Raw genomic sequence first — 18,241 nt, forward strand, 5'->3', positions numbered from 1 at the left:
CGATATTAGACGGCAAAAACGTAAGCGCACAGGTGAAAGAAAGAGTAAAAAACGAGGCGCTAAATTTGAAAAATCAAGGCATAGAGCCGGCGCTTGCCGTGATACTGGTCGGCGAGGATAAAGCCAGCCAAACCTACGTCGCGGCAAAAGAAAAAGCCTGCATAGCATGTGAGATAAAAAGCGTTATGCACCGCCTGAGCGAATCCACAACGCAAAGCGAACTAATCGCGCTAATAGACGTGTTAAATTTAGACGACGGTATCGACGGCATCCTGGTTCAGCTACCGCTACCAAAGCATATAGATACGAATAAAATTTTAGAAACCATTAACCCCGCAAAAGACGTGGACGGCTTTGCCGCGATAAACGTCGGCAAGCTAACTAGTGGACTTGACGGATTTGTACCGTGCACGCCGCTAGGCATAATGGAAATTTTTAAAGCATACGATATAAATTTAGAGGGCAAAAACGCCGTCGTGATCGGACGCAGCAACATCGTGGGCAAACCGATGGCAAATCTACTGCTAAACGCCAACGCGACCGTAACCGTGACGCATAGCAAAACGCGAAATTTAAAAGAAATTTGCGCGGAGGCCGACATCCTAGTAGCCGCTATCGGTAGAGCCGATTTCGTGACGGCCGATATGGTAAAAGAGGGTGCGGTAGTAATCGACGTAGGCATAAACCGTATGGACGACGGCAAGCTAAAGGGCGACGTCAAATTTGACGAAGTAGCTCCAAAATGCTCGTTTATAACTCCGGTTCCGGGTGGCGTAGGTCCGATGACTATCGCGATGCTACTGTCAAACACCATAAAATCAGCCAAAAACCGCGCGAAAAAGGCATAAATTTTGAAAAAAGCGTTTAATAAATTTTTAGATTTTTCAAACAGCTGGACGGGCACGGTCGTCATCGTCCTGCTCGTGATTTTCTTTGTCGCGCAGGCCTTCGTGATACCGTCTGGTTCGATGAAGGACACGCTTTTAGTCGGCGATCATCTTTTTGTTAAAAAATTTAGCTACGGTATCTCAACCCCGCGCATTCCGTGGATCGAGGTCAAGATTTTGCCCGATTTTAACGGTAACGGTCATCTCATCGAGGGAGCAAAGCCCGAGCGTGGCGATATCGTGGTTTTTCGCTATCCGCACGATGAAAAGATCCACTACGTCAAGCGAAATTTCGCAGTCGGTAGCGATGAAGTGATATTTACGGAAAAAGCGCTATTTTTGCACCCGCACGAGGGCGAGGAGTTTATAAAGGCAAATTTCGACGAAAAAGATATAGTAAAATTCGGCGGTAAGCTTTTCGTACGCGAGCCATATAAATTCGGCGGCATCCACTACGACGAGAAGGTAAATTTATTTGAACTAGCCGTAAACTACCTAAACTCGAGCAAATTTGCCATGCAACCGGTTATCGTAAACGAGCTACCCAGCGTAGGCAACTATCCGTTTAACGCATTTTATTTTCAGGTTCCCGAAGGCGAGTTTTTCATGATCGGCGACAACCGCGACCACTCAAACGACAGCCGATTTTGGGGCCCCGTGGCATACAAAAATATCGTCGGCAAGCCTTGGTTTGTATATTTTAGCTGGGATGACGAATACAAAATCAGATGGAACAGAGTCGGCAAGAGCGTGGACTTTATACAAAACTCGCCCGAGCTACTAGACGCCGCCAGAGCAGAAGCTAAAAACGACGGAAACAAGATCGAATGAACCTTGACAGTATCGACTTCGCTCAGGTAGCGATCCTAGTCGCAGTGCTCGTTGTCTCCGTCGTCGGGCACGAGATCGCACACGGATATGCGGCATACAGATACGGCGACTTGACCGCCAAAAATTTGGGGCGGCTCAGCATAAATCCCATAAAACACGTCGATCCGCTAGGCACTATCGTCGTACCCGCACTCATGTATCTTAGCACCGGAGTGACGTTTGGCTGGGCTAAACCCGTACCTATAAATTTACGCACCGTGCTCTATAACGGCGGCTACAAGGCAGCTATAGTCGTCGCGCTTGCTGGCATCGCATACAACCTAGCTCTTTTTGCGCTAGCGTTTTGCGCATTTAAATTGATCGGTTTTGGGCTTTTTGATAGCTCGGTAGCGGAGTTTGTTTTCATGCTCGCAGCCGTAAATTTAGTCCTAGCCCTCTTTAACCTCTACCCTATCCCGCCTCTTGACGGCTCGAAAGCGCTTGAGTATCTTTTACGCATTTTCGGGCTTCACGGCGCTGCAAACTGGCTAAACAGCATGCAGAGATACGGCTTTATCGCGCTAGTTATCATCGTGATCTCGCCGCTAAAAGATTATTTTTTCGAGCCGATACGATATGCCGCCACGATCATGAGGATGTTTTTATAAACGGCAAATTTTAAAATTTAGCCTAAATTTCGCTCCTAAAGGCTCGCGGCGAAATTTTACTTTAATGCTTTTTTGCTATAATTAAGTATTTTTTAGCTTATGGAAATTTCATGAAAATAGACAAAATTTTTATCGCGAGCGACCACGCGGGCTTTGATTTTAAGGCGCAAATTTGCGAGCTTTTAAAAAGCGAAGGTTTTAGCGTATGCGACCTTGGAACGCATAGCAAAGATAGCGTAGATTATCCCGATTTTGCCGAACTTCTAGCGCAAAATTTGCAGCACGAAAACGAATACGGCGTGCTAATCTGCGGCACGGGTATCGGCATCAGTATCGCGGCCAACCGCCATGCGCACGTTCGATGCGCGCTTTGTCACGACGTCACCACGGCAAAACTAGCGCGCGAGCATAACGACGCAAACGTGCTAGCCATGGGCGCTAGAACGATCGGCGACGCGGTCGCGGCAGATATGATAAAAGCCTTTTTCGCTACCGAATTTGCCGGCGGTAGACACGAAAGGCGCGTGAAAAAGCTAGGAGGCGAGAAATGACCGATTGGCTCGTACTTACTGTTTTGATATGCATTTGTATCTATCTCACCGTTATGGTGTTTTACTTTAAGACCTTGCTTAAAAAAGAGCGTACGACGCGCGATTTTATGAAAAATAATCTCCAAGATACCGAAGTCGTAATTCGCAAGTTACAAATCCAGCTCCAGCGCGGCCTTGGCAACATCGACATACTCACCGACGAACTAAACAAGGTAAAAAACGACGCCAACGCCCTTCGCACCAGAAACTCGCAGTACCGCCTGGAAAACGACAAACTCCGCCAGCGCATCCGCGAGCTAGAGGGCAAAATCGAAGCGCTACTATAAATCAAATTTAAAGGCAAAAAATGAAAGAACTAGACAAAGCGGGGAAAGAATTTTTATTAAATTCCATCCGCTGCATAAACGATTTTCCAAAACCGGGCATAGTATTTCGCGACATCACGACGCTGCTAAACAACAAAGAGGCGTTTAATTTTTTAATGGATCATCTAGTTGCCAGATACGAGGGTGCCGATATCGATTTCATCGCAGGCATCGAGTCGCGCGGATTTATATTCGCAGCGGCTTTGGCGGCTAGACTGAGGCTGCCTTTCGTACCGATTAGAAAGCCAAAAAAACTGCCCTACATCACGATCTCGCAAAAATACAGCCTAGAATACGGCGTGGACGAAGTGCAAATTCACGTCGATGCATTCGGTGAAAAAGCGGGTGCAAAAGTGCTTTTGATCGATGATCTAATCGCTACGGGCGGAACCGCAAAAGCAAGCGTAGAGCTAATCAATCAAACCAACGCCGTTTGCGTAGAGGCCTGCTTTTTGATCGACTTAAAGGAGCTCGGCGGTAGCGCAAATTTACGCCCGCTAACTAAAATTTACAGCATGTTAGAGATCTGAGATGGAAGAATTTTTCATAAAACTACTCACCGAATACGGCTACATAATACTTTTTTTATGGTGCATAATGGAAGGCGAAATGGCGCTCATAATGGCAGGCATCCTCGCTCACACGACGCACATGCATATCGTGCCGGCCATCTTTATCGCGGGTCTTGGCGGCTTCGTCGGTGATCAAATTTACTTTTATCTAGGCCGCTATAACAAAAAATATATCGCTAAAAAACTTCACACGCAGCGCCGTAAATTCGCCATCGCGCACATAATGCTGAAAAAATACGGCTGGCCGATCATCTTTATCCAGCGCTATATGTACGGCTTTCGCGTCATCATCCCGATGTGTATCGGTCTAACGGGCTATAGCGCAAAAAAATACGCCTTCATAAACCTCATAAGCGCGTGGTGCTGGGCTGCGATCACGGTAATTCCTGCGTGGATTTTAGGCGAGCACATACTTGATATCCTGCACAAAGCAAAAGAGCACTGGTACGTCGCCGTGCCGGTAGTGGCGCTATTTTTAGGCATATTGCTCTACGGCTTTAGGCGCATAGAAAATAAAATTTTAAACGATAGGAGACACAGAAGTGCGGTTTCAACTCACTAATAAAAAACTAAACGAAATCAAGGCCGATTTGGAGCTGATTTTCGTCGTAGATAAAAACCTAAAACATAAATTTATAAAAGACGAAAAGGCGTTTAAATTCGCCAATTACAAGGGTGAGAGTATCTTGCTTTTGCTAGAAAGCGGCAGGGTTTACGTCCCGCTAAATAAGCTTGGCTACGACGAGCTTCGCATAGCTGCGGCAAAAGCCTATAACGCCGTAAAATCGCTAAACGTCAAAAGCCTAAAACTAGCCTCATACGTCGCAGGCTGCCAAAAAATGAGCTTTCAGGCTCTAACCGAGGGCTTTTTGCTAGGCGCATATGAATTTAACAAATACAAAGAAAAAAAAGAAAAATACGCGCTAAAAGATATTATTTTTAGCAGCGAGGAATTTAGCGGCGAGATCGTCCGCGAAAACGACGCGCAAGACGGCTTTGCCCACGGCGAGATAATCGCCTCTGCGACAAATTTCACCAAAGATATCGTAAACGAGATACCTGAAATTTACACCCCGCAAAAAATGGCGGAAGAGGCTCAAAATCTAGCTAAAAACTATCTAAATTTAAGCTGCAAAATTTACGATGAAAAATTCCTCGAAAAAGAAAAGATGAACGCGTTTTTAGCCGTAAACAAAGCCAGCGTCCATCCGCCTCGCCTCATCCATCTTATCTATAAGCCAAAAGGCGCAAAAAGGCGTATAATCTTCGTCGGCAAGGGGCTAACCTACGATAGCGGCGGACTTAGCTTAAAGCCGGCTGATTATATGCTAACTATGAAAGCCGACAAAAGCGGCGCAGCTGCGGCGATGGGTATAATTAAAGGTGCGGCGGAGCTAAATTTGCCGTTTGAAATTCACGCTATTTTAGGCGCGACCGAAAATATGATCGGCGGCAACGCCTATAAACCCGACGACGTGCTGATCTCTCGCAGCGGCGTTAGTATCGAGGTGCGAAATACCGACGCAGAGGGCCGTTTGGTACTCGCAGACTGCCTTAGCTACGCGCAGGATTTTAAGCCCGATATCCTCATCGACATGGCGACGCTAACGGGCGCTTGCGTGGTCGGACTTGGCGAATACACGAGCGGTATAATGGGCAACAACGAGGAGCTAAAAGCGGAATTTAAAGCAAAAGCGGCAAAAAGCGGCGAGCTAAATACGATTTTAGAGTTTAACCCGCACCTACGCGAGCTAATAAAAAGCCAGATCGCAGACGTCAGCAACACGGCGTCTAGTCGCTACGGCGGCGCGATCACGGCGGGCATTTTCCTAGATAAATTTATAAAAGACGAATTTAAAGACAAGTGGATACACCAAGATATCGCAGGCCCCGCATACACCGAAAAAGCTTGGGGATATAACCAGGCGGGCGCGACGGGAGCGGGCGTGCGAATGAATCTTTATTATCTACGCGCTATGGCAAAGGAGCTGTAATGGGACTAGCAGTAGGTATCGTAGGTTTGCCAAACGTCGGCAAATCAACCACATTTAACGCGCTAACCAAAGCGCAAAACGCCGAAAGCGCGAACTATCCGTTCTGCACGATCGAGCCCAATAAAGCCGTCGTGCCGGTGCCCGACAAGCGCCTAGGCGAGCTAGCCAAAATCGTAAATCCAAACAAAATCCAATACTCCACGATCGAATTTGTCGATATCGCAGGACTAGTAAAGGGCGCAAGCGCTGGCGAGGGTCTGGGAAATAAATTTCTCTCAAACATCCGCGAAACCGAGGTGATACTGCACATCGTGCGCTGCTTTGAGGACGAAAACATCACGCACGTAGAGGGCGGCGTCGATCCCGTCAGGGACGTCGAGATCATCGAGACCGAGCTCATCCTGGCCGACATCGAGCAGCTAAATAAAAAAATCGAGCGCCTAACCCGCGAAGCCAAAGCGAACGCAAAAGGCGCGAAAGAGGCGCTAGAGACGGCAAACGCGCTGCTAGCTCACCTAAACGACGGCAAAAGCGCGAGCAGCTTCGGCGGCAAGGACGACGACGCATTTATAAATTTAAACAAAGAGCTAAGGCTACTCAGCGCAAAAGAGGTCGTCTACGGCGCAAATGTGGGCGAGGACGGTATCTCGGAGGATAACAAATACGTGCAGGCGCTTCGCGAATTTGCCGCACGCTCGGGACACGAGGTTATCAAGCTCTGCGCTAAGATCGAAGAGGAGCTAGTAGGCCTTAGCGACGAAGAGGCTCACGAGTTTTTAAGCTCGCTAGGCACGAACGAAAGCGGCCTGGAAAAGATCATCAAAACAGCGTTTGCGAAGCTAAATTTGATCAGCTATTTTACCGCTGGCGTCGTCGAGGTGCGCGCATGGACGATCGTAAAAGGCTGGAAAGCGCCAAAAGCCGCCAGCGTCATCCACAACGACTTCGAGAGAGGCTTCATCAGAGCCGAAGTCATCGGCTACGAGGACTACATCGCGTGCGGCGGCGAAAACCCGGCCAAAGAGGCGGGGAAAATGCGCCTAGAGGGCAAGGACTACGTCGTTCAAGACGGCGACGTGATGCATTTTAGATTTAACGTTTAAGCGCAAATCGGTCAAATTTGGCTTTGCTAGCCGAGCGGTTCTTGGCTAAATTTGACCGCCTTTTCTTTATTGACGCGCGGCTTACGAGTCTAAGCGCGGGCAAGATAAATTTTTGCGTCGGCGTTTTGGCTACTCTAGTAACCGCGCCATAAAATTTTAGTCTTTAAAGATGCGGTTAAATTTAGCTCGGCGCGGGCTTTCTAGCTCAAATTTGACTCGCGCTAAATTTAAGGAAAAATTTGAAAAAGATCATAGCCGTTTGCGTAACTATATCAATTTTTCCCCATACACAAATAATATTCAAGGACACCAGGATTGCGTAGTTTTAGCGCATCGTCGCACTATTTAGGCAGTGCGTCCAGATGTTACGACCTATCGACAGCAGTATGCAAACTCTACAAAGAAGCAAAATAGGTTAAATTTGAGAAAAATAAAGTTAGTAAAATTTAACAAAGGAGCGCGATGATAAAACAGCTCTTACTAATACTTGTTGCTCTAAATTTCGCTATCGCAAATTTGACGGACGAAGCTCAAACCGCCTACGACACGGGCGATGAACAAACGGCGGCAAAATTTTGGCAAAAAGCGTGCGAAACGGGCGAGGCACGCGGCTGCGTAAGGCTTGGGTTTTTATACCAAAGCGGCAAAGGCGTAGAACAAGATGACGCAAAGGCTAGCAAATTTTACCAAAAAGCTTGCGACGCGGGCGAGCTAAGAGGCTGCGACAGCCTAGCCTCGCTACACCAAAATAGCGGCGAACAAGCCAAAGCCGCCGGGATTTTTGAGCAAGCCTGCGAAAAAGGATTTGGTTTAAGCTGCTATAATCTAGCTCAAATTTACGAAGCGGGCAGCGGCGTCGCACCGGATGAAAGCAAAGCGCTAGACCTCTATGTAAAAGCCTGCGAGCGTGGATACGTCGCGGTTTGCTACTATCTAGGCGGCATGTACGCGGACGGCTGGACGGGCGCAAACGACGAAGCCGCGAAAAACTCGAAAAACGCGCTCAAATTTTACTCGCTTGCGTGCGATGGCAAAATTTACGAAGCATGCGAGGCTTTGGGCAGGCTTTACGAAGACGGCGAGGCGGGTTTTGCGCAGGATATCAAGGCCGCTAGATCCTACTACGACAAGGCCTGCGCCGCAAATGCCTATAAATGCGAGGGTAGCCAGCGTCTGGACGAGCTACAGGGCGGCTGGGCGCAGTATCAAAGCGGGCAGTTTGAGGCGGCCTACAAACTAGGCAAAGAGTCGTGCGACAGGGGCGTAGCAAACGGCTGCGCGGCGCTAGAAGAGCTCTACGCAAAGGGGCTCGGCGGAGCGCGCGGCAAGATAGCAAGCAGGCGGTCAAATTTCACGAGAAAGCCTGCGAAGGCGGATTTGGAGCTTCTTGCGCCGAGCTTGGCGAGATGCTATCTCGGGGACGCGGCGTAAAAAAGGACGTTCCGCGCGCGCTGGAGCTTTTTGAAAAGGCCTGCCTGCTTTGGCGGCTGGATGCTTGCGAGAGCCTAGCGGACGCGTATTTTGAGGGTGCGGACGCGCCGCAAGATATAGCAAAAGCCTTTAACTTTTACGGGATCGCCTGCTACAACGGGCTAAAACCGGCCTGCACAAACCTGGGCGCGATCTACGAAAGAGGCGTAGGCGAAGCGATAAAAGCGGACGAAAACGAGACTGATAGCCTTTTTCGCGAGGCTTGCGAAGCCGGCGACGCCCGCGGGTGTCTAAATCTAGCGCGCCGTCTTGAGAGCAGTGATAAAAAGCAAGCTGCCGCGCTACGCCAAAAGGCGCACAAGCTGCACGAAAAAGAGTGCGAGGCGGGGCTAAGCAAAAAGTGCATGGAGTTTAAAAAATCAACTAATAAAGGAGAAAAACATGAGTTTTAAAAAAGTTTCGCTTGCCGCCGTTGCGGCCGTTTGTTTATTTTTAGGCGGCTGCACCCAGCCTAGAACCACGCAAATAGAGCTGCCAAAAAGCGCGCTAGATAGCGTAAATCTACCAAACGAGGTAGCCATAGACGGCGAAAAATTCGTCTTAAAGCAAAAAAACGCAAGAACGGCAGAATTTTATCTACCCAATGAAAAAGTCGGCTTTAAATGGAGCAAGCTAGTGAGCGTCACCGTCGATGAAAACGCCGATATCAACGAGTACCAAAGGACCTTTATGACCGCGCTAAAAAGCGGACAGTTCGGCAAAGCGGAGTATGATTTCAAGTCTATAAACGATAAAGAGTATCAAGCTTACACGATCTACTATCCGATCGCGGGCAACCCCGATTTTGACAACTACGAGATAAATCTAATCCACGTCAAGAGCCTTAACTGCGGGCTTAGAGTCACGCACTACGCGCTAAAGTTTCTAAATATCGCGGATAGAAGCAAATTTCACACGCTAATCAAGCAAAAAATGCCGATATTTTTAGCGCAGATGCCGCAGGTCGAGTGTAAATAAATTTACTTTCGGGCGTTATTTTAGCCGCCGCTAAATTTAGCGCCCTCTTTGCGGGCTTCAAATTTGACCCAAAAAATCGTGCCAAATTTGACGCTTTGCTTGCGCGGGCGGCCAAATTTGAAGAGCGTAACGGCTTCAAATTTAACGCCGTTTGGTTTTAGGCGGCAAATTTACGCTTCGCGCCTACTTAAACGCTAGGCAAAACCACCCAAAGGAAAAATATGGAAAACGGCGGACTGGCTGTGTATTTCGGAGAAAATTTAGCGCAAATTTTATCGCAAAAGATAAAGGCGGTTTATCCTAAATTTGACGCGCAGAGCTACTGCGGGCAAATCGCGGAGAGTACGCCCAATCTCGGTTATTCGCAAAGGATTTTGGCGCACGCAAACGCTCTAAATGAACTTTTGCCGCCGGATTTTAAGCGCGCGGCGGAGATTTTGGTTGCTATTTTGGGCGAGGAAAATCCGAACGAAACGGGCATGTTTAAGCACTTTTACTGGACTTTGCCGCTGGCAAAATACATCGAAATTTACGGCCTAGACGACTTTGAAACCTCAATGGGCGCGCTCCAGGAAATCACAAAGCGCGGCACTGGCGAGTACGCGGTGCGCGCCTTTATCAAAAAATATCCGCAAGACTCGCTAAAAACCATGACGCAGTGGGCGCGCTCGTCAAATTTCCACCTGCGTAGGCTAGCATCCGAGGGCCTGCGACCAAAGCTGCCGTGGGCTAGCAAACTAGAGCTTTTTATCAACGATCCGCACCCGGTTTTTGCGGTGCTAGAGATCCTTAAAGAGGACGAGGTGCGCTTCGTGCAGCGCTCGGTCGCAAACAACGTCGCCGACTATCTAAAGGTAAATTTCGCCGCCGCAAAGGAGCTGCTCGTGCGCTGGCAAAGCTCGCAAAACAAAAACACGCAGCAAATCATCCGTCATGCGACGAGAAAGATAAAAATTTAGTCTTGGCGCAGATACGCAAGCTAGCGGGCGGTTAAATTTGAGCTTTAAGTTTTTATAAAATTCAAGAATCAAACGCGCTCGACAGACGATACGTGAAAAGTAGATGCAAGTTTAATGGTCGGTGCGCCAAAATATAAGATCAAATTTACAACCGCAGCTCGAAATCAAATTTAACTCCAAACCCGCAACTACACGCAAATTTTAAAAGCCTACATGCTCAAATTTAAAACCAAACACCCAAGCAAATCCAAAAATCAAAGCGTCAAATTTAAACCCTCACGCCCAAGTCGCAAGCAGTCGCACGGTTTAAAAGTCAAATTTGCCAAAAAACCGCGCAAAATAAAACTCTCGGCGCAGGCGCACCAAGCGGCCAAGTAAAAAATCTACCCCGCAAAGATCCTAAACGCCGCCCAGACGCAAAGAGTGCCGACCAAAACGCCGCCCACAAAGGCCGAAGCGACGTAGAGTTTTTGCTTTTTTCTGATCTGCTCAAACTTCTTTTCGTGATGCTTTTTTACGCCCTCGAATGTCAAATTTAAGATCTTTTCGTTCGTTTGATTTAGCGCATCGGCAAAGCTCTTTATCTGCTCGTCGTTGATGTAGCGCATGGTCTTTCGCGTCGCGTTGGCTAGGCGCTCGTAGTCCTCGCTGTTTTCCCAGAGCTCGACCACCGTGTCGTTTTCGATGCGCTCTTTTAGCTCTAGCGTCTCTTTTAGTTCGTTTTGTTCGACTAGCTGCGTTCCCATTGCGCCTCCTTAGTTGATAGTTCCTATTTTGTCGCCGTATTTTAGCTTTTGCTCGGCTACTAGATCAAATTTGACCGCACCCTGCTCGCTAAGTATGAGGATCGTCGAACCCAGCTCAAACATCCCCAGCTGCTCGCCCTTTTTCGCGCTTAAATTTTCGTATTCGTAGAGCGCGACGTTACCGGCGCAGGCGTTTGTCTGTATGCGCGCGTCAAAGCCAAACTTCATCTTGCCCACATTTAGCGCGCCGACGAAGACCAGCCACATCTTTTTGCCGCTTGCAAGCTCGCATTTTAGCACCACGCGCTCATTTTTGGCGTAAAGATTTGGTACCTTTAGCAGCGCGCTAACGGCCACGCTGTATAGCTCGCCCGGCACGTATAGCGCAGATAATATCCTCATATCGCAAGGCGCGTGGTAGCGGTGATAGTCGCGCGGGCTCAGGTAGATGTTTACGTACTCTAGCTCAGCGTCTCGCTCGCTGCGATCCATACTATCGCCCAGAAGCTCTGCTATACCGTACTCGTGGCCCTTGACGCTAATCGCCTTTAGCTCCTTGCTAACTCCGCACTCTAGGCACGTGCCGTCGCTAGGACTGATGAAAGCCTGCGGCGAAACGTCGAAATTTCGCGGACGCTGTAGCTCGCGGGTAAAAAGCGCCGTGAGGCTCTCGTACTCCTTTGACTCTTTAAACTCGCTCATGTCGATTTTAAAGCCGCTTACGTATTTTTCATTGATAAATGTTTGCAAAAATCTCGGAAATTTAACCGCCGCAACAAACCCGAATATCCTAGAGATAAGTCCCCTCATACAACTCCTTTTAGTCTTAATAACGAAATCTCGCTAGGCGCCATCACGCGCACCGGCGGCCCCCAAAACCCGGTGCCGCGGCTAACGTAAATTTGCGTATTTTCATTCGCACGGTATAGCCCGGCGACGTATTTTTGATCAAGCCTTACTAGTAGCGAAAACGGAAAAATCTGTCCGCCGTGCGTGTGTCCGCTCACCACTAGATCCACGGGCGCGCTTTCGTCCATGTATTTTAAAAATTTAGGCTGATGAGCTAGCAAAACGGTGGGCAAATTTACGTCGCGACCGTCCAGGGCCGCGACTAAATCTGGCTCGTATGCTTTAAATCTTAAACCGATGATATCATAAACGCCGGCTAAATTTACCCCGCCCACTCGCGCGTTTTCGTTGCCTAAAATTTTAAAATTCGTCGTCTCGCGGATAACTTTTAACGTGCCGTCGATGCCGCTATAGTACTCGTGGTTGCCGGGCACGTAAAAGGTGCCGTATTTGCTCTTTAGCTCGTTAAATGGCGCGATAAACTCGGCCAAACGGTGCGGCTTCACGTCTGCGATATCGCCCACGATCGCGACCGCGTCGGCGTCCAGCTCGTTTACGCGTCTAGTCACCGCCCGCGCAAAGTTCGCTCCTAAAAAATCGCCTAGATGGATATCCGTTAAAACCGCGACTTTTAGCTCGCCCTTTAGCCCCTTTAGCTCGATATCTTGGGATTTTACTTCGGGTAATTTTACGGCGTTAAAGATGCCTCTAAAAAAGTAGCTAAACGCCAAAATAAGTATCGTGACGTCAAGGTAAAGGCGCAAAAATTTACGCCTACTCTCGCTAAACGCGCGCTTGGTTACGGGGCGAACCGCGAGCGCGAGGATGTTCGTAAAAAGCACGAACGAAAAGATAATAAACGTCAGCGCCAGCATCAGCGAACAGGCGATGCGAAGGCTAGGGCCCAAAAAGTTAAACCGCAGCGAAAAAGCAAGCGCAACGCCGCCCACGGCAAGCGTCAGGAAAAACAGCCCAAGCGCCCTTTTATGCGCGGCAAGCGGCCTGAGCGCGGCATCGGCAAAAAGCCCGCGGTAAGAAACGTAATTCATAAAAATAATGATTAAAGGCGATAGAACATAAAACATTTCGTAAATTTAGCCAAAATTATTAAATATCTAACCACTGCGCGCGGCAAATTTGAGGAAATTTAAATGCGGCGGCAAAGCGTATGCGAGAAACGTCTTTTTGTGCGACAGTGCCTGCGCGGACGGAGGGTAAATTTGATGGCTTGTTTGAACAAATTTAGCGCTTAACGCCGCGTTGATTTACGACGCCGAAATGCAAATTTGATTTTACGGGCTGCTTAAAACGCATTTTAGCAGGCATGAAATAATCCAAATTTTATCGCCGCGCTTATTTTTACGCTCGACATAACCCGCGCCTTTACGAAGCTACCGAGATTTTGCCTATTCTTCGCTCGCATCCTCGGTTCGGACGATGAGGCTCTTTGGCAGGTTAAATTTCTCGATCACCTCGCACTCTTTGGCCCTCATCTCGCCCGCGTCATTTTCGTGATCGTAGCCTAGCACGTGAAGCAGCCCGTGCGTGAAAAGCAGCGCCGTCTCGTCATCCTCGCTGTGCCCTAGCTCGGCAGCTTTGGCGGCGACTAGCTCGGTGTTTATCACGATACAGCCAAGCGGCGCATGCAGCTGCATCTCAAGCGGGAAACTCAGCACGTCCGTAGTCTCATAAATGCCGCGCTGACGGACGTTTATCTCCTTCATCTCCTCGGCGTCCACGAAGCTAAGCTCCACCTCGCCCGCGGTCAAATAGTCGCAAATTTGATCCAAAATCCTCGGATAATCGTCCTCGCAAAGTATCATTTTTGGCTTTCCTTTAGTAAAATTTGAGTATGATTTTAGCGAAAATTCGGGTTAAATTTGCTGATATGAGCGGTTTGGTCGCATGATTTTATCCGCTCAAGCAGAGTGCCGAACATGTAGCACGAAAATTATTCTTTTCGCTTCGCTCAAAGCAATTTTCGGCGGCAATGCTTTCGCAGATAAATTTATGCGACCAGTGTTTTTTAAAAAATTAAAAGCAATAACGAATACTAAATTTTAATGTAAAACCCGAAGCGTTTTAATAAATTTAAAGTAATAGCGGAAGTATTGCAAAGCTAGGCGCGGCGATTTTGAAATTTACGAACGGAGCGCACGCGTTGTGCGTGACTGAGTAAATTTAAAAATCAACAAAGCATAGCAAAGCAAGACGACGCACTATAAAAAGGAGAAAAAGTGAAAAAAGCGGTTTGCATAATGAGCGGCGGCATGGACAGCACCCTGTGCGCCGTCCTAGCTAAACGCGCAGGCTACGAGATTATTGCGCTGCATTTTGACTACGGACAGCGCACGATGAAGCGCGAAAAGCTGGCGTTTGAGCAGATCTGTGAGCGCATCAGCGCGCTAAAAAAGGTAAATTTAGACGCTAGTTTCATAGCAAGCATCGGCGGCAACGCGCTAACGGACGAGAGCCTAGCCATCCGTAAAGACGGCGCCAAGCCCGACACTCCTAGCACCTACGTGCCGTTTCGTAACGGCATCTTTATCTCTATTGCCGCCGCGCTAGCCGAAAAAGAAGGCGCGCAGGCGCTATATATCGGCATCGTTGAGGAGGACGGCTCGGGCTACCCCGACTGCACGGCGGATTTTATCGCCAAGATAGAAAGTGCCGTAAATGCCGGCACTTCAAAGGACTTTAGCCTGCGAATTGTCACTCCGCTAGTAAATTTAAGCAAAGCTGACATCGTGCAAAAGTCGATTGAAGCGGGCTCGCCGCTGGAGCTAACCTGGAGCTGCTACGAGCGCGAGGACGAGGCCTGCGGCGAATGCGACAGCTGCCGCCTAAGACTGCGAGGATTTGAGCTTGCGGGCGAAAAAGATAGGATAAAATACGTAAATTTGAAGTAAAATTTCTAAAAATCGGCGTGAGCCCGTCCACAAATTTAGCGCAAAATAAAATTTATCTGCCAAAATGCTACGAACGCTCTACCGCCGTTTTTCTTTGCAAATTTGATCGCGGCTACTATTTTTACGGATTTTAGACGTAAGGTGTTTTTGGCAATATCCGCTTTAAGGACGGAAAACAAAACGCCTACTTTAAATTCTCTCGCATCTGCACCGCTACGCCAACCGCCTAAGCAAAGCGACCGCGGCACGTCTCGTAGGGAAGCACTATTTGGACGCTTTACTTAAAAACTCGCAAGGCAAGCTCTACTGATTTACGCATTTTTCCTTTAAATTTATCGGCAAATTTGCGGCTAGAAAGCAAATGGTTTTTAAAGATTAGATCAAATTTGTAGCAGATGAAAGCAAAAATACACGCTAAATTTGAGATTATTACAAAATTTCACCGAACAAATCAGGCTCGGGCGCGGCTAAATTTAACATCGCTTCAAGATCCTCTTTTTGGCATTTAACGAGCGCGTAGTGAAAATTTGAAAGATTTTTTAACTCCGCAAGATCCTTAAATCTCATCGTGGCAACCGCGCTTCCCGCAAAATCCTCCGGCACGCATATCTCGATGCCGCCGCTAAAATTTCGCCCCAAAAACGCCGCCTCCATATCAAAAAGCTCGTCGTTGCACTCGGCGATAAAAGCCTGAGAGCTCGCGCCAAAAGGCACGACGCGAAAATTTTTATTTATAAAAATAGGCTCAAAGTGCCCCAAATTTCGCGTGTCGCCGAGCTTAAAAGAAAAGCCCGCACGGATCAGATACCTCAAAAGTCCGCAAAGATAGTGCGTGAAAACTTTAGGGAAATTTAAGTTTGGATAGTAAACGCCCTCGCAAACGACGCTAGAGGCAAACAGCGAGCCGCCCTGCGCGCAAACCGCGTCCACGTCGCTAAAGACGGTGTCGTAAAGCGGCGCGATCTTGGATAAAATTTTAAGATCGTCTGTGAAAAACAGATCCCCCGCGCCCGCTTTCATTATTTTTATAAAAAGTCGCGTCGCATCCTCAGGCAGCAAGCTAGCTGCGTTGCCGTCAGCGTTTTTGCCTAGGCTCATACGCGCGAGCAGGGCCTTTTGCACGGGATTAACGGAGCAAAATTTGAGATTTTTGTAGCTAGCCTCAAAGCGCATCAGCCGCATAAGCGCGGCGCTCAGGCTATCGACCTTGATAAAAGCGACTTCAGGGTCGATAACCTCGCATCTTTGCTCGACGAGCACGGCATAGGCGCCGTTTGCGACGGCTGCGGCTATCTCGTCCGCGCCTGCGCCAAGCCCGATGTAGGCGTAGCCTTGGCGCACGTTTTTACTCTCAAACGCAAAGCCCTCTACGGCGCTGACGCTCGGTTTATTTAGCGCTTCGCCGTTGATGAGGCGCCTTAGGTTTTCGATATTCACGCCGTTTTAGCCTATTTCTGATCCGTTTTTGACCGCAGCCATCGGCGCGATGAGGCACAGCGATCCGTCCTCGGCGCTAAGGATCATGCCCTCTGATATGTGGCCGAAAATTTTAGCCGGCTTTAGGTTTGCCAGCACGCAGACTTGCTTGCCGACGAGACCCTCAGGAGCGTAAAATTTGGCAATACCAGATAAAATTTGACGCGGCTGCTCTTCGCCCAGATCGATCTTAAATTTAAGCAACTTCTCGCTGCCTTCGATATTTGAGCACTCAAGCACGGTGCCTACTTTTATGACGCATTTTTTAAAGTCGTCGATTTTTATTTTCGCGTCCGATTTTTCTTGCGGCGCGGCGGCGGTTTTAGCTGGTTCGCTCACGCTCGGCACCGCGGTCGCCATCAGCTCTTTTTCTATTTTCGGGAAAAGCGGCTGCGTTTTTTGCGCTTTAAAGTCCAAAATTTCATTGTTTAGGATGATTTTTTCGTAAGTCGCCGTCGAGATCTCAAAACCTAGCGTCTGCGCGATCTTTTCGCAGGTTCTTGGCATCGCGGGGCTTAGCAGGACGGCCACGCGAGCTAGCAGGTTCGCACATAGCGACACGAGCGCATTTGCTTCGTCTTTTTTGCCGTTTTTCATTAGATTCCACGGTTCAAATTTAGCTATGCTCGCGTTTGCGAGCGTTAGCGCCTTAAAGAGCTCCTCGAGGTAGCGGTTCGTGGCGAAACTCTCTAAATTTTTGATAGCGTTTTGCAGGTATTCGTTGCCGCTATCTAAAACCTCGCCGTAAAATTTGCGTAAATTTTCGCCCTTTATCTCAAAGTCCGAGTATTTTTCGCTCATGCCGACTATACGGCTTAAAAGATTGCCCAGATCGTTGCTAAGCTCGGAGTTTATGCGCTCGATCATAGCTTTTTGCGAGAAGTCTCCGTCCTGTCCAAACGGCACTTCGCGCAGCATAAAGTAGCGGAAATTTTCTAGCCCGTACGCGTCTGCGACCTCGCTTGGGTTGATGACGTTGCCCTTGCTTTTGCTCATCTTTTCGCCGTCTCTCGTCCACCAGCCGTGAGCTGCGACGCAGCGAGGCAGCGGCAGATCAAGACTCATCAAAAACGCCGGCCAGTACACCGCATGAAAGCGCAAAATATCCTTACCTACGATATGCGTCGCGCCTTTCCAGTAGTTCATCTTGTCATCGCCGCGCGTGTAACCAAGCGTGCTAAGATAGTTTATGAGCGCATCCAACCAGACGTACATCACGTGTCTTGGCTCGTTTAGACTCGCAGGCAGTTTGATACCCCACTCAAAGCTCGTGCGCGTTATCGATAGGTCGCGCAGGCCGCCTTTTACGAAACTAACGACCTCGTTTTTCTTGCCGCGCGGCACGATGCAGTCCTCGTTCTCCTCATACCATTTTAGCAGCGCGTCTTGGTATTTTGAAAGTTTGAAAAAATAGCTCTCCTCTTTCACCAAATTCGTCGGTCTGCCGCAGTCAGGACACCTCTCGTCCTCCAAAAGCTGCGTCTGCGTAAAAAAGCTCTCGCAGCTAACGCAGTAGTACCCCTCGTATTCGCCCTTATATATGTCGCCTTTTTGATACATTTTCAGAAATGCGTTTTGCGCCGTGAGCTTGTGATAGTCGTCGGTCGTGCGGATAAAATGATCGTAGCTGATCTCAAATTTATCCCACAACTCCCTAAATTTCGCGCTTATCTCATCGGCGTAGGCTTGCGGCGTGTAGCCCTTTTTTGCGGCGGCTTGTTCGATCTTTTGCCCGTGCTCGTCGGTACCGGTCATAAAGTACGTATCATCGCCCTTTAGCCTCGCAAATCTCGCTACCGTATCGGCGATCACGGTCGTGTATGCGTGTCCGATGTGCGGCACGTCGTTTACGTAATAAATCGGAGTCGTAATATAAGTCGTGTTCATAATCTTTCCTTTTTAAA

20 protein-coding genes are annotated in these 18,241 nt (G+C 48.6%); 14 read left to right on the forward strand and 6 right to left on the reverse strand.

Annotated elements, in window-relative coordinates; genetic code table 11:
• Nucleotides 1-2: 2 nt before the first annotated feature.
• The 13 genes from folD to ACTTJF_RS03710 all read left to right on the forward strand — a co-directional run bounded on the left by folD (nt 3) and on the right by ACTTJF_RS03710 (nt 10,357).
• Nucleotides 3-848 carry a bifunctional methylenetetrahydrofolate dehydrogenase/methenyltetrahydrofolate cyclohydrolase FolD gene (gene folD / locus ACTTJF_RS03650; RefSeq protein ID WP_442550810.1) on the forward strand — a complete coding sequence of 282 codons (846 nt, stop codon included), beginning with the start codon at nt 3-5 and terminating at the stop codon, nt 846-848.
• Nucleotides 849-851: 3 nt separating this feature from the next.
• Nucleotides 852-1,718 (forward strand): signal peptidase I, encoded by an 867-nt coding sequence (lepB, locus tag ACTTJF_RS03655; RefSeq protein ID WP_442550811.1) that lies wholly within the window; start codon nt 852-854, stop codon nt 1,716-1,718.
• Nucleotides 1,715-2,365 carry a site-2 protease family protein gene (locus tag ACTTJF_RS03660; protein WP_442550812.1) on the forward strand — a complete coding sequence of 217 codons (651 nt, stop codon included), beginning with the start codon at nt 1,715-1,717 and terminating at the stop codon, nt 2,363-2,365. Before lepB ends, ACTTJF_RS03660 begins: the two co-directional genes overlap by 4 nt.
• A 110-nt stretch (nt 2,366-2,475) precedes the next feature.
• A complete protein-coding gene (gene rpiB / locus ACTTJF_RS03665) occupies nt 2,476-2,916 on the forward strand; it encodes a ribose 5-phosphate isomerase B (RefSeq protein ID WP_185898558.1) in 441 nt (146 codons plus the stop codon).
• Complete coding sequence (locus ACTTJF_RS03670; RefSeq protein WP_297968927.1) at nt 2,913-3,242, forward strand: hypothetical protein; 330 nt, start codon at nt 2,913-2,915, stop codon at nt 3,240-3,242. Before rpiB ends, ACTTJF_RS03670 begins: the two co-directional genes overlap by 4 nt.
• 20 nt (nt 3,243-3,262) lie before the next feature.
• The gene (apt, locus tag ACTTJF_RS03675; protein WP_442550813.1) at nt 3,263-3,811 is read left to right on the forward strand and encodes an adenine phosphoribosyltransferase; all 549 of its coding nucleotides are present in this window, start codon (nt 3,263-3,265) and stop codon (nt 3,809-3,811) included.
• A gap of 1 nt (nt 3,812) precedes the next feature.
• The gene (locus ACTTJF_RS03680; protein WP_314068155.1) at nt 3,813-4,415 is read left to right on the forward strand and encodes a DedA family protein; all 603 of its coding nucleotides are present in this window, start codon (nt 3,813-3,815) and stop codon (nt 4,413-4,415) included.
• Nucleotides 4,396-5,847: a leucyl aminopeptidase gene (locus ACTTJF_RS03685; protein ID WP_442550814.1), complete on the forward strand. Its 1,452-nt coding sequence runs from the start codon at nt 4,396-4,398 to the stop codon at nt 5,845-5,847. The genes ACTTJF_RS03680 and ACTTJF_RS03685 overlap by 20 nt, the downstream gene beginning before the upstream one ends.
• A complete protein-coding gene (gene ychF, locus ACTTJF_RS03690; protein ID WP_295140733.1) occupies nt 5,847-6,950 on the forward strand; it encodes a redox-regulated ATPase YchF in 1,104 nt (367 codons plus the stop codon). The genes ACTTJF_RS03685 and ychF overlap by 1 nt, the downstream gene beginning before the upstream one ends.
• Before the next feature lie 462 nt (nt 6,951-7,412).
• On the forward strand, nt 7,413-8,381 hold the full coding sequence (locus tag ACTTJF_RS03695) for a tetratricopeptide repeat protein (RefSeq protein ID WP_442550815.1): 969 nt from the start codon (nt 7,413-7,415) through the stop codon (nt 8,379-8,381).
• Entirely contained in the window at nt 8,357-8,833 is a 477-nt protein-coding gene (locus tag ACTTJF_RS03700) for a tetratricopeptide repeat protein (RefSeq protein ID WP_442550816.1), read from the forward strand. Before ACTTJF_RS03695 ends, ACTTJF_RS03700 begins: the two co-directional genes overlap by 25 nt.
• Nucleotides 8,823-9,398 (forward strand): hypothetical protein, encoded by a 576-nt coding sequence (locus ACTTJF_RS03705; protein WP_442550817.1) that lies wholly within the window; start codon nt 8,823-8,825, stop codon nt 9,396-9,398. Before ACTTJF_RS03700 ends, ACTTJF_RS03705 begins: the two co-directional genes overlap by 11 nt.
• A gap of 221 nt (nt 9,399-9,619) precedes the next feature.
• Nucleotides 9,620-10,357, forward strand: coding sequence for a DNA alkylation repair protein (locus ACTTJF_RS03710; protein ID WP_442550818.1), 738 nt, complete (start codon nt 9,620-9,622; stop codon nt 10,355-10,357).
• A 383-nt stretch (nt 10,358-10,740) separates the two neighbouring features.
• Here the strand turns inward: ACTTJF_RS03710 and ACTTJF_RS03715 are convergent, their stop codons facing one another.
• From ACTTJF_RS03715 to ybeY, 4 genes are all read right to left on the reverse strand, one after another.
• Nucleotides 10,741-11,103, reverse strand: coding sequence for a hypothetical protein (locus ACTTJF_RS03715; protein WP_442550819.1), 363 nt, complete (start codon nt 11,101-11,103; stop codon nt 10,741-10,743).
• Between the two features lie 9 nt (nt 11,104-11,112).
• Nucleotides 11,113-11,913, reverse strand: a complete 801-nt coding sequence (locus ACTTJF_RS03720; RefSeq protein ID WP_442550820.1) for a phosphatidylserine decarboxylase — start codon at nt 11,911-11,913, stop codon at nt 11,113-11,115.
• Nucleotides 11,910-13,001, reverse strand: coding sequence for a metallophosphoesterase (locus ACTTJF_RS03725; RefSeq protein ID WP_442550821.1), 1,092 nt, complete (start codon nt 12,999-13,001; stop codon nt 11,910-11,912). The genes ACTTJF_RS03720 and ACTTJF_RS03725 overlap by 4 nt, the downstream gene beginning before the upstream one ends.
• A 357-nt stretch (nt 13,002-13,358) precedes the next feature.
• Nucleotides 13,359-13,775, reverse strand: a complete 417-nt coding sequence (ybeY, locus tag ACTTJF_RS03730) for an rRNA maturation RNase YbeY (protein ID WP_442550822.1) — start codon at nt 13,773-13,775, stop codon at nt 13,359-13,361.
• 414 nt (nt 13,776-14,189) lie between these two features.
• Here ybeY and queC point away from each other — a divergent pair, with 414 nt between their 5' ends.
• Nucleotides 14,190-14,861, forward strand: coding sequence for a 7-cyano-7-deazaguanine synthase QueC (queC, locus tag ACTTJF_RS03735; protein ID WP_442550823.1), 672 nt, complete (start codon nt 14,190-14,192; stop codon nt 14,859-14,861).
• A 429-nt stretch (nt 14,862-15,290) separates the two neighbouring features.
• On the opposite strand, the gene ACTTJF_RS03740 is transcribed toward queC, so the two are convergent.
• Both ACTTJF_RS03740 and metG read right to left on the reverse strand, forming a co-directional pair.
• Nucleotides 15,291-16,298, reverse strand: coding sequence for a ferrochelatase (locus ACTTJF_RS03740; RefSeq protein ID WP_442550824.1), 1,008 nt, complete (start codon nt 16,296-16,298; stop codon nt 15,291-15,293).
• A 6-nt stretch (nt 16,299-16,304) separates the two neighbouring features.
• Entirely contained in the window at nt 16,305-18,224 is a 1,920-nt protein-coding gene (gene metG, locus ACTTJF_RS03745; protein WP_442550825.1) for a methionine--tRNA ligase, read from the reverse strand.
• Nucleotides 18,225-18,241: the final 17 nt, after the last annotated feature.

Origin of the sequence: Campylobacter sp., assembly GCF_052170435.1 — a bacterium.
Taxonomy (GTDB): Bacteria; Campylobacterota; Campylobacteria; order Campylobacterales; family Campylobacteraceae; genus Campylobacter_A.

Bases quoted from the DNA above. Each gene is read 5' to 3' on its own strand.
- ACTTJF_RS03660 (WP_442550812.1), top strand. From the start codon at position 1,715: ATGAACCTTGACAGTATCGACTTCGCTCAGGTAGCGATCCTAGTCGCA.
- rpiB (WP_185898558.1), top strand. From the start codon at position 2,476: ATGAAAATAGACAAAATTTTTATCGCGAGCGACCACGCGGGCTTTGAT.
- ACTTJF_RS03670 (WP_297968927.1), top strand. From the start codon at position 2,913: ATGACCGATTGGCTCGTACTTACTGTTTTGATATGCATTTGTATCTAT.
- apt (WP_442550813.1), top strand. From the start codon at position 3,263: ATGAAAGAACTAGACAAAGCGGGGAAAGAATTTTTATTAAATTCCATC.
- ACTTJF_RS03680 (WP_314068155.1), top strand. From the start codon at position 3,813: ATGGAAGAATTTTTCATAAAACTACTCACCGAATACGGCTACATAATA.
- ychF (WP_295140733.1), top strand. From the start codon at position 5,847: ATGGGACTAGCAGTAGGTATCGTAGGTTTGCCAAACGTCGGCAAATCA.
- ACTTJF_RS03695 (WP_442550815.1), top strand. From the start codon at position 7,413: ATGATAAAACAGCTCTTACTAATACTTGTTGCTCTAAATTTCGCTATC.
- ACTTJF_RS03700 (WP_442550816.1), top strand. From the start codon at position 8,357: ATGCTATCTCGGGGACGCGGCGTAAAAAAGGACGTTCCGCGCGCGCTG.
- ACTTJF_RS03705 (WP_442550817.1), top strand. From the start codon at position 8,823: ATGAGTTTTAAAAAAGTTTCGCTTGCCGCCGTTGCGGCCGTTTGTTTA.
- ACTTJF_RS03710 (WP_442550818.1), top strand. From the start codon at position 9,620: ATGGAAAACGGCGGACTGGCTGTGTATTTCGGAGAAAATTTAGCGCAA.
- ACTTJF_RS03715 (WP_442550819.1), bottom strand. From the start codon at position 11,103: ATGGGAACGCAGCTAGTCGAACAAAACGAACTAAAAGAGACGCTAGAG.
- ACTTJF_RS03720 (WP_442550820.1), bottom strand. From the start codon at position 11,913: ATGAGGGGACTTATCTCTAGGATATTCGGGTTTGTTGCGGCGGTTAAA.
- ACTTJF_RS03725 (WP_442550821.1), bottom strand. From the start codon at position 13,001: ATGAATTACGTTTCTTACCGCGGGCTTTTTGCCGATGCCGCGCTCAGG.
- ybeY (WP_442550822.1), bottom strand. From the start codon at position 13,775: ATGATACTTTGCGAGGACGATTATCCGAGGATTTTGGATCAAATTTGC.
- metG (WP_442550825.1), bottom strand. From the start codon at position 18,224: ATGAACACGACTTATATTACGACTCCGATTTATTACGTAAACGACGTG.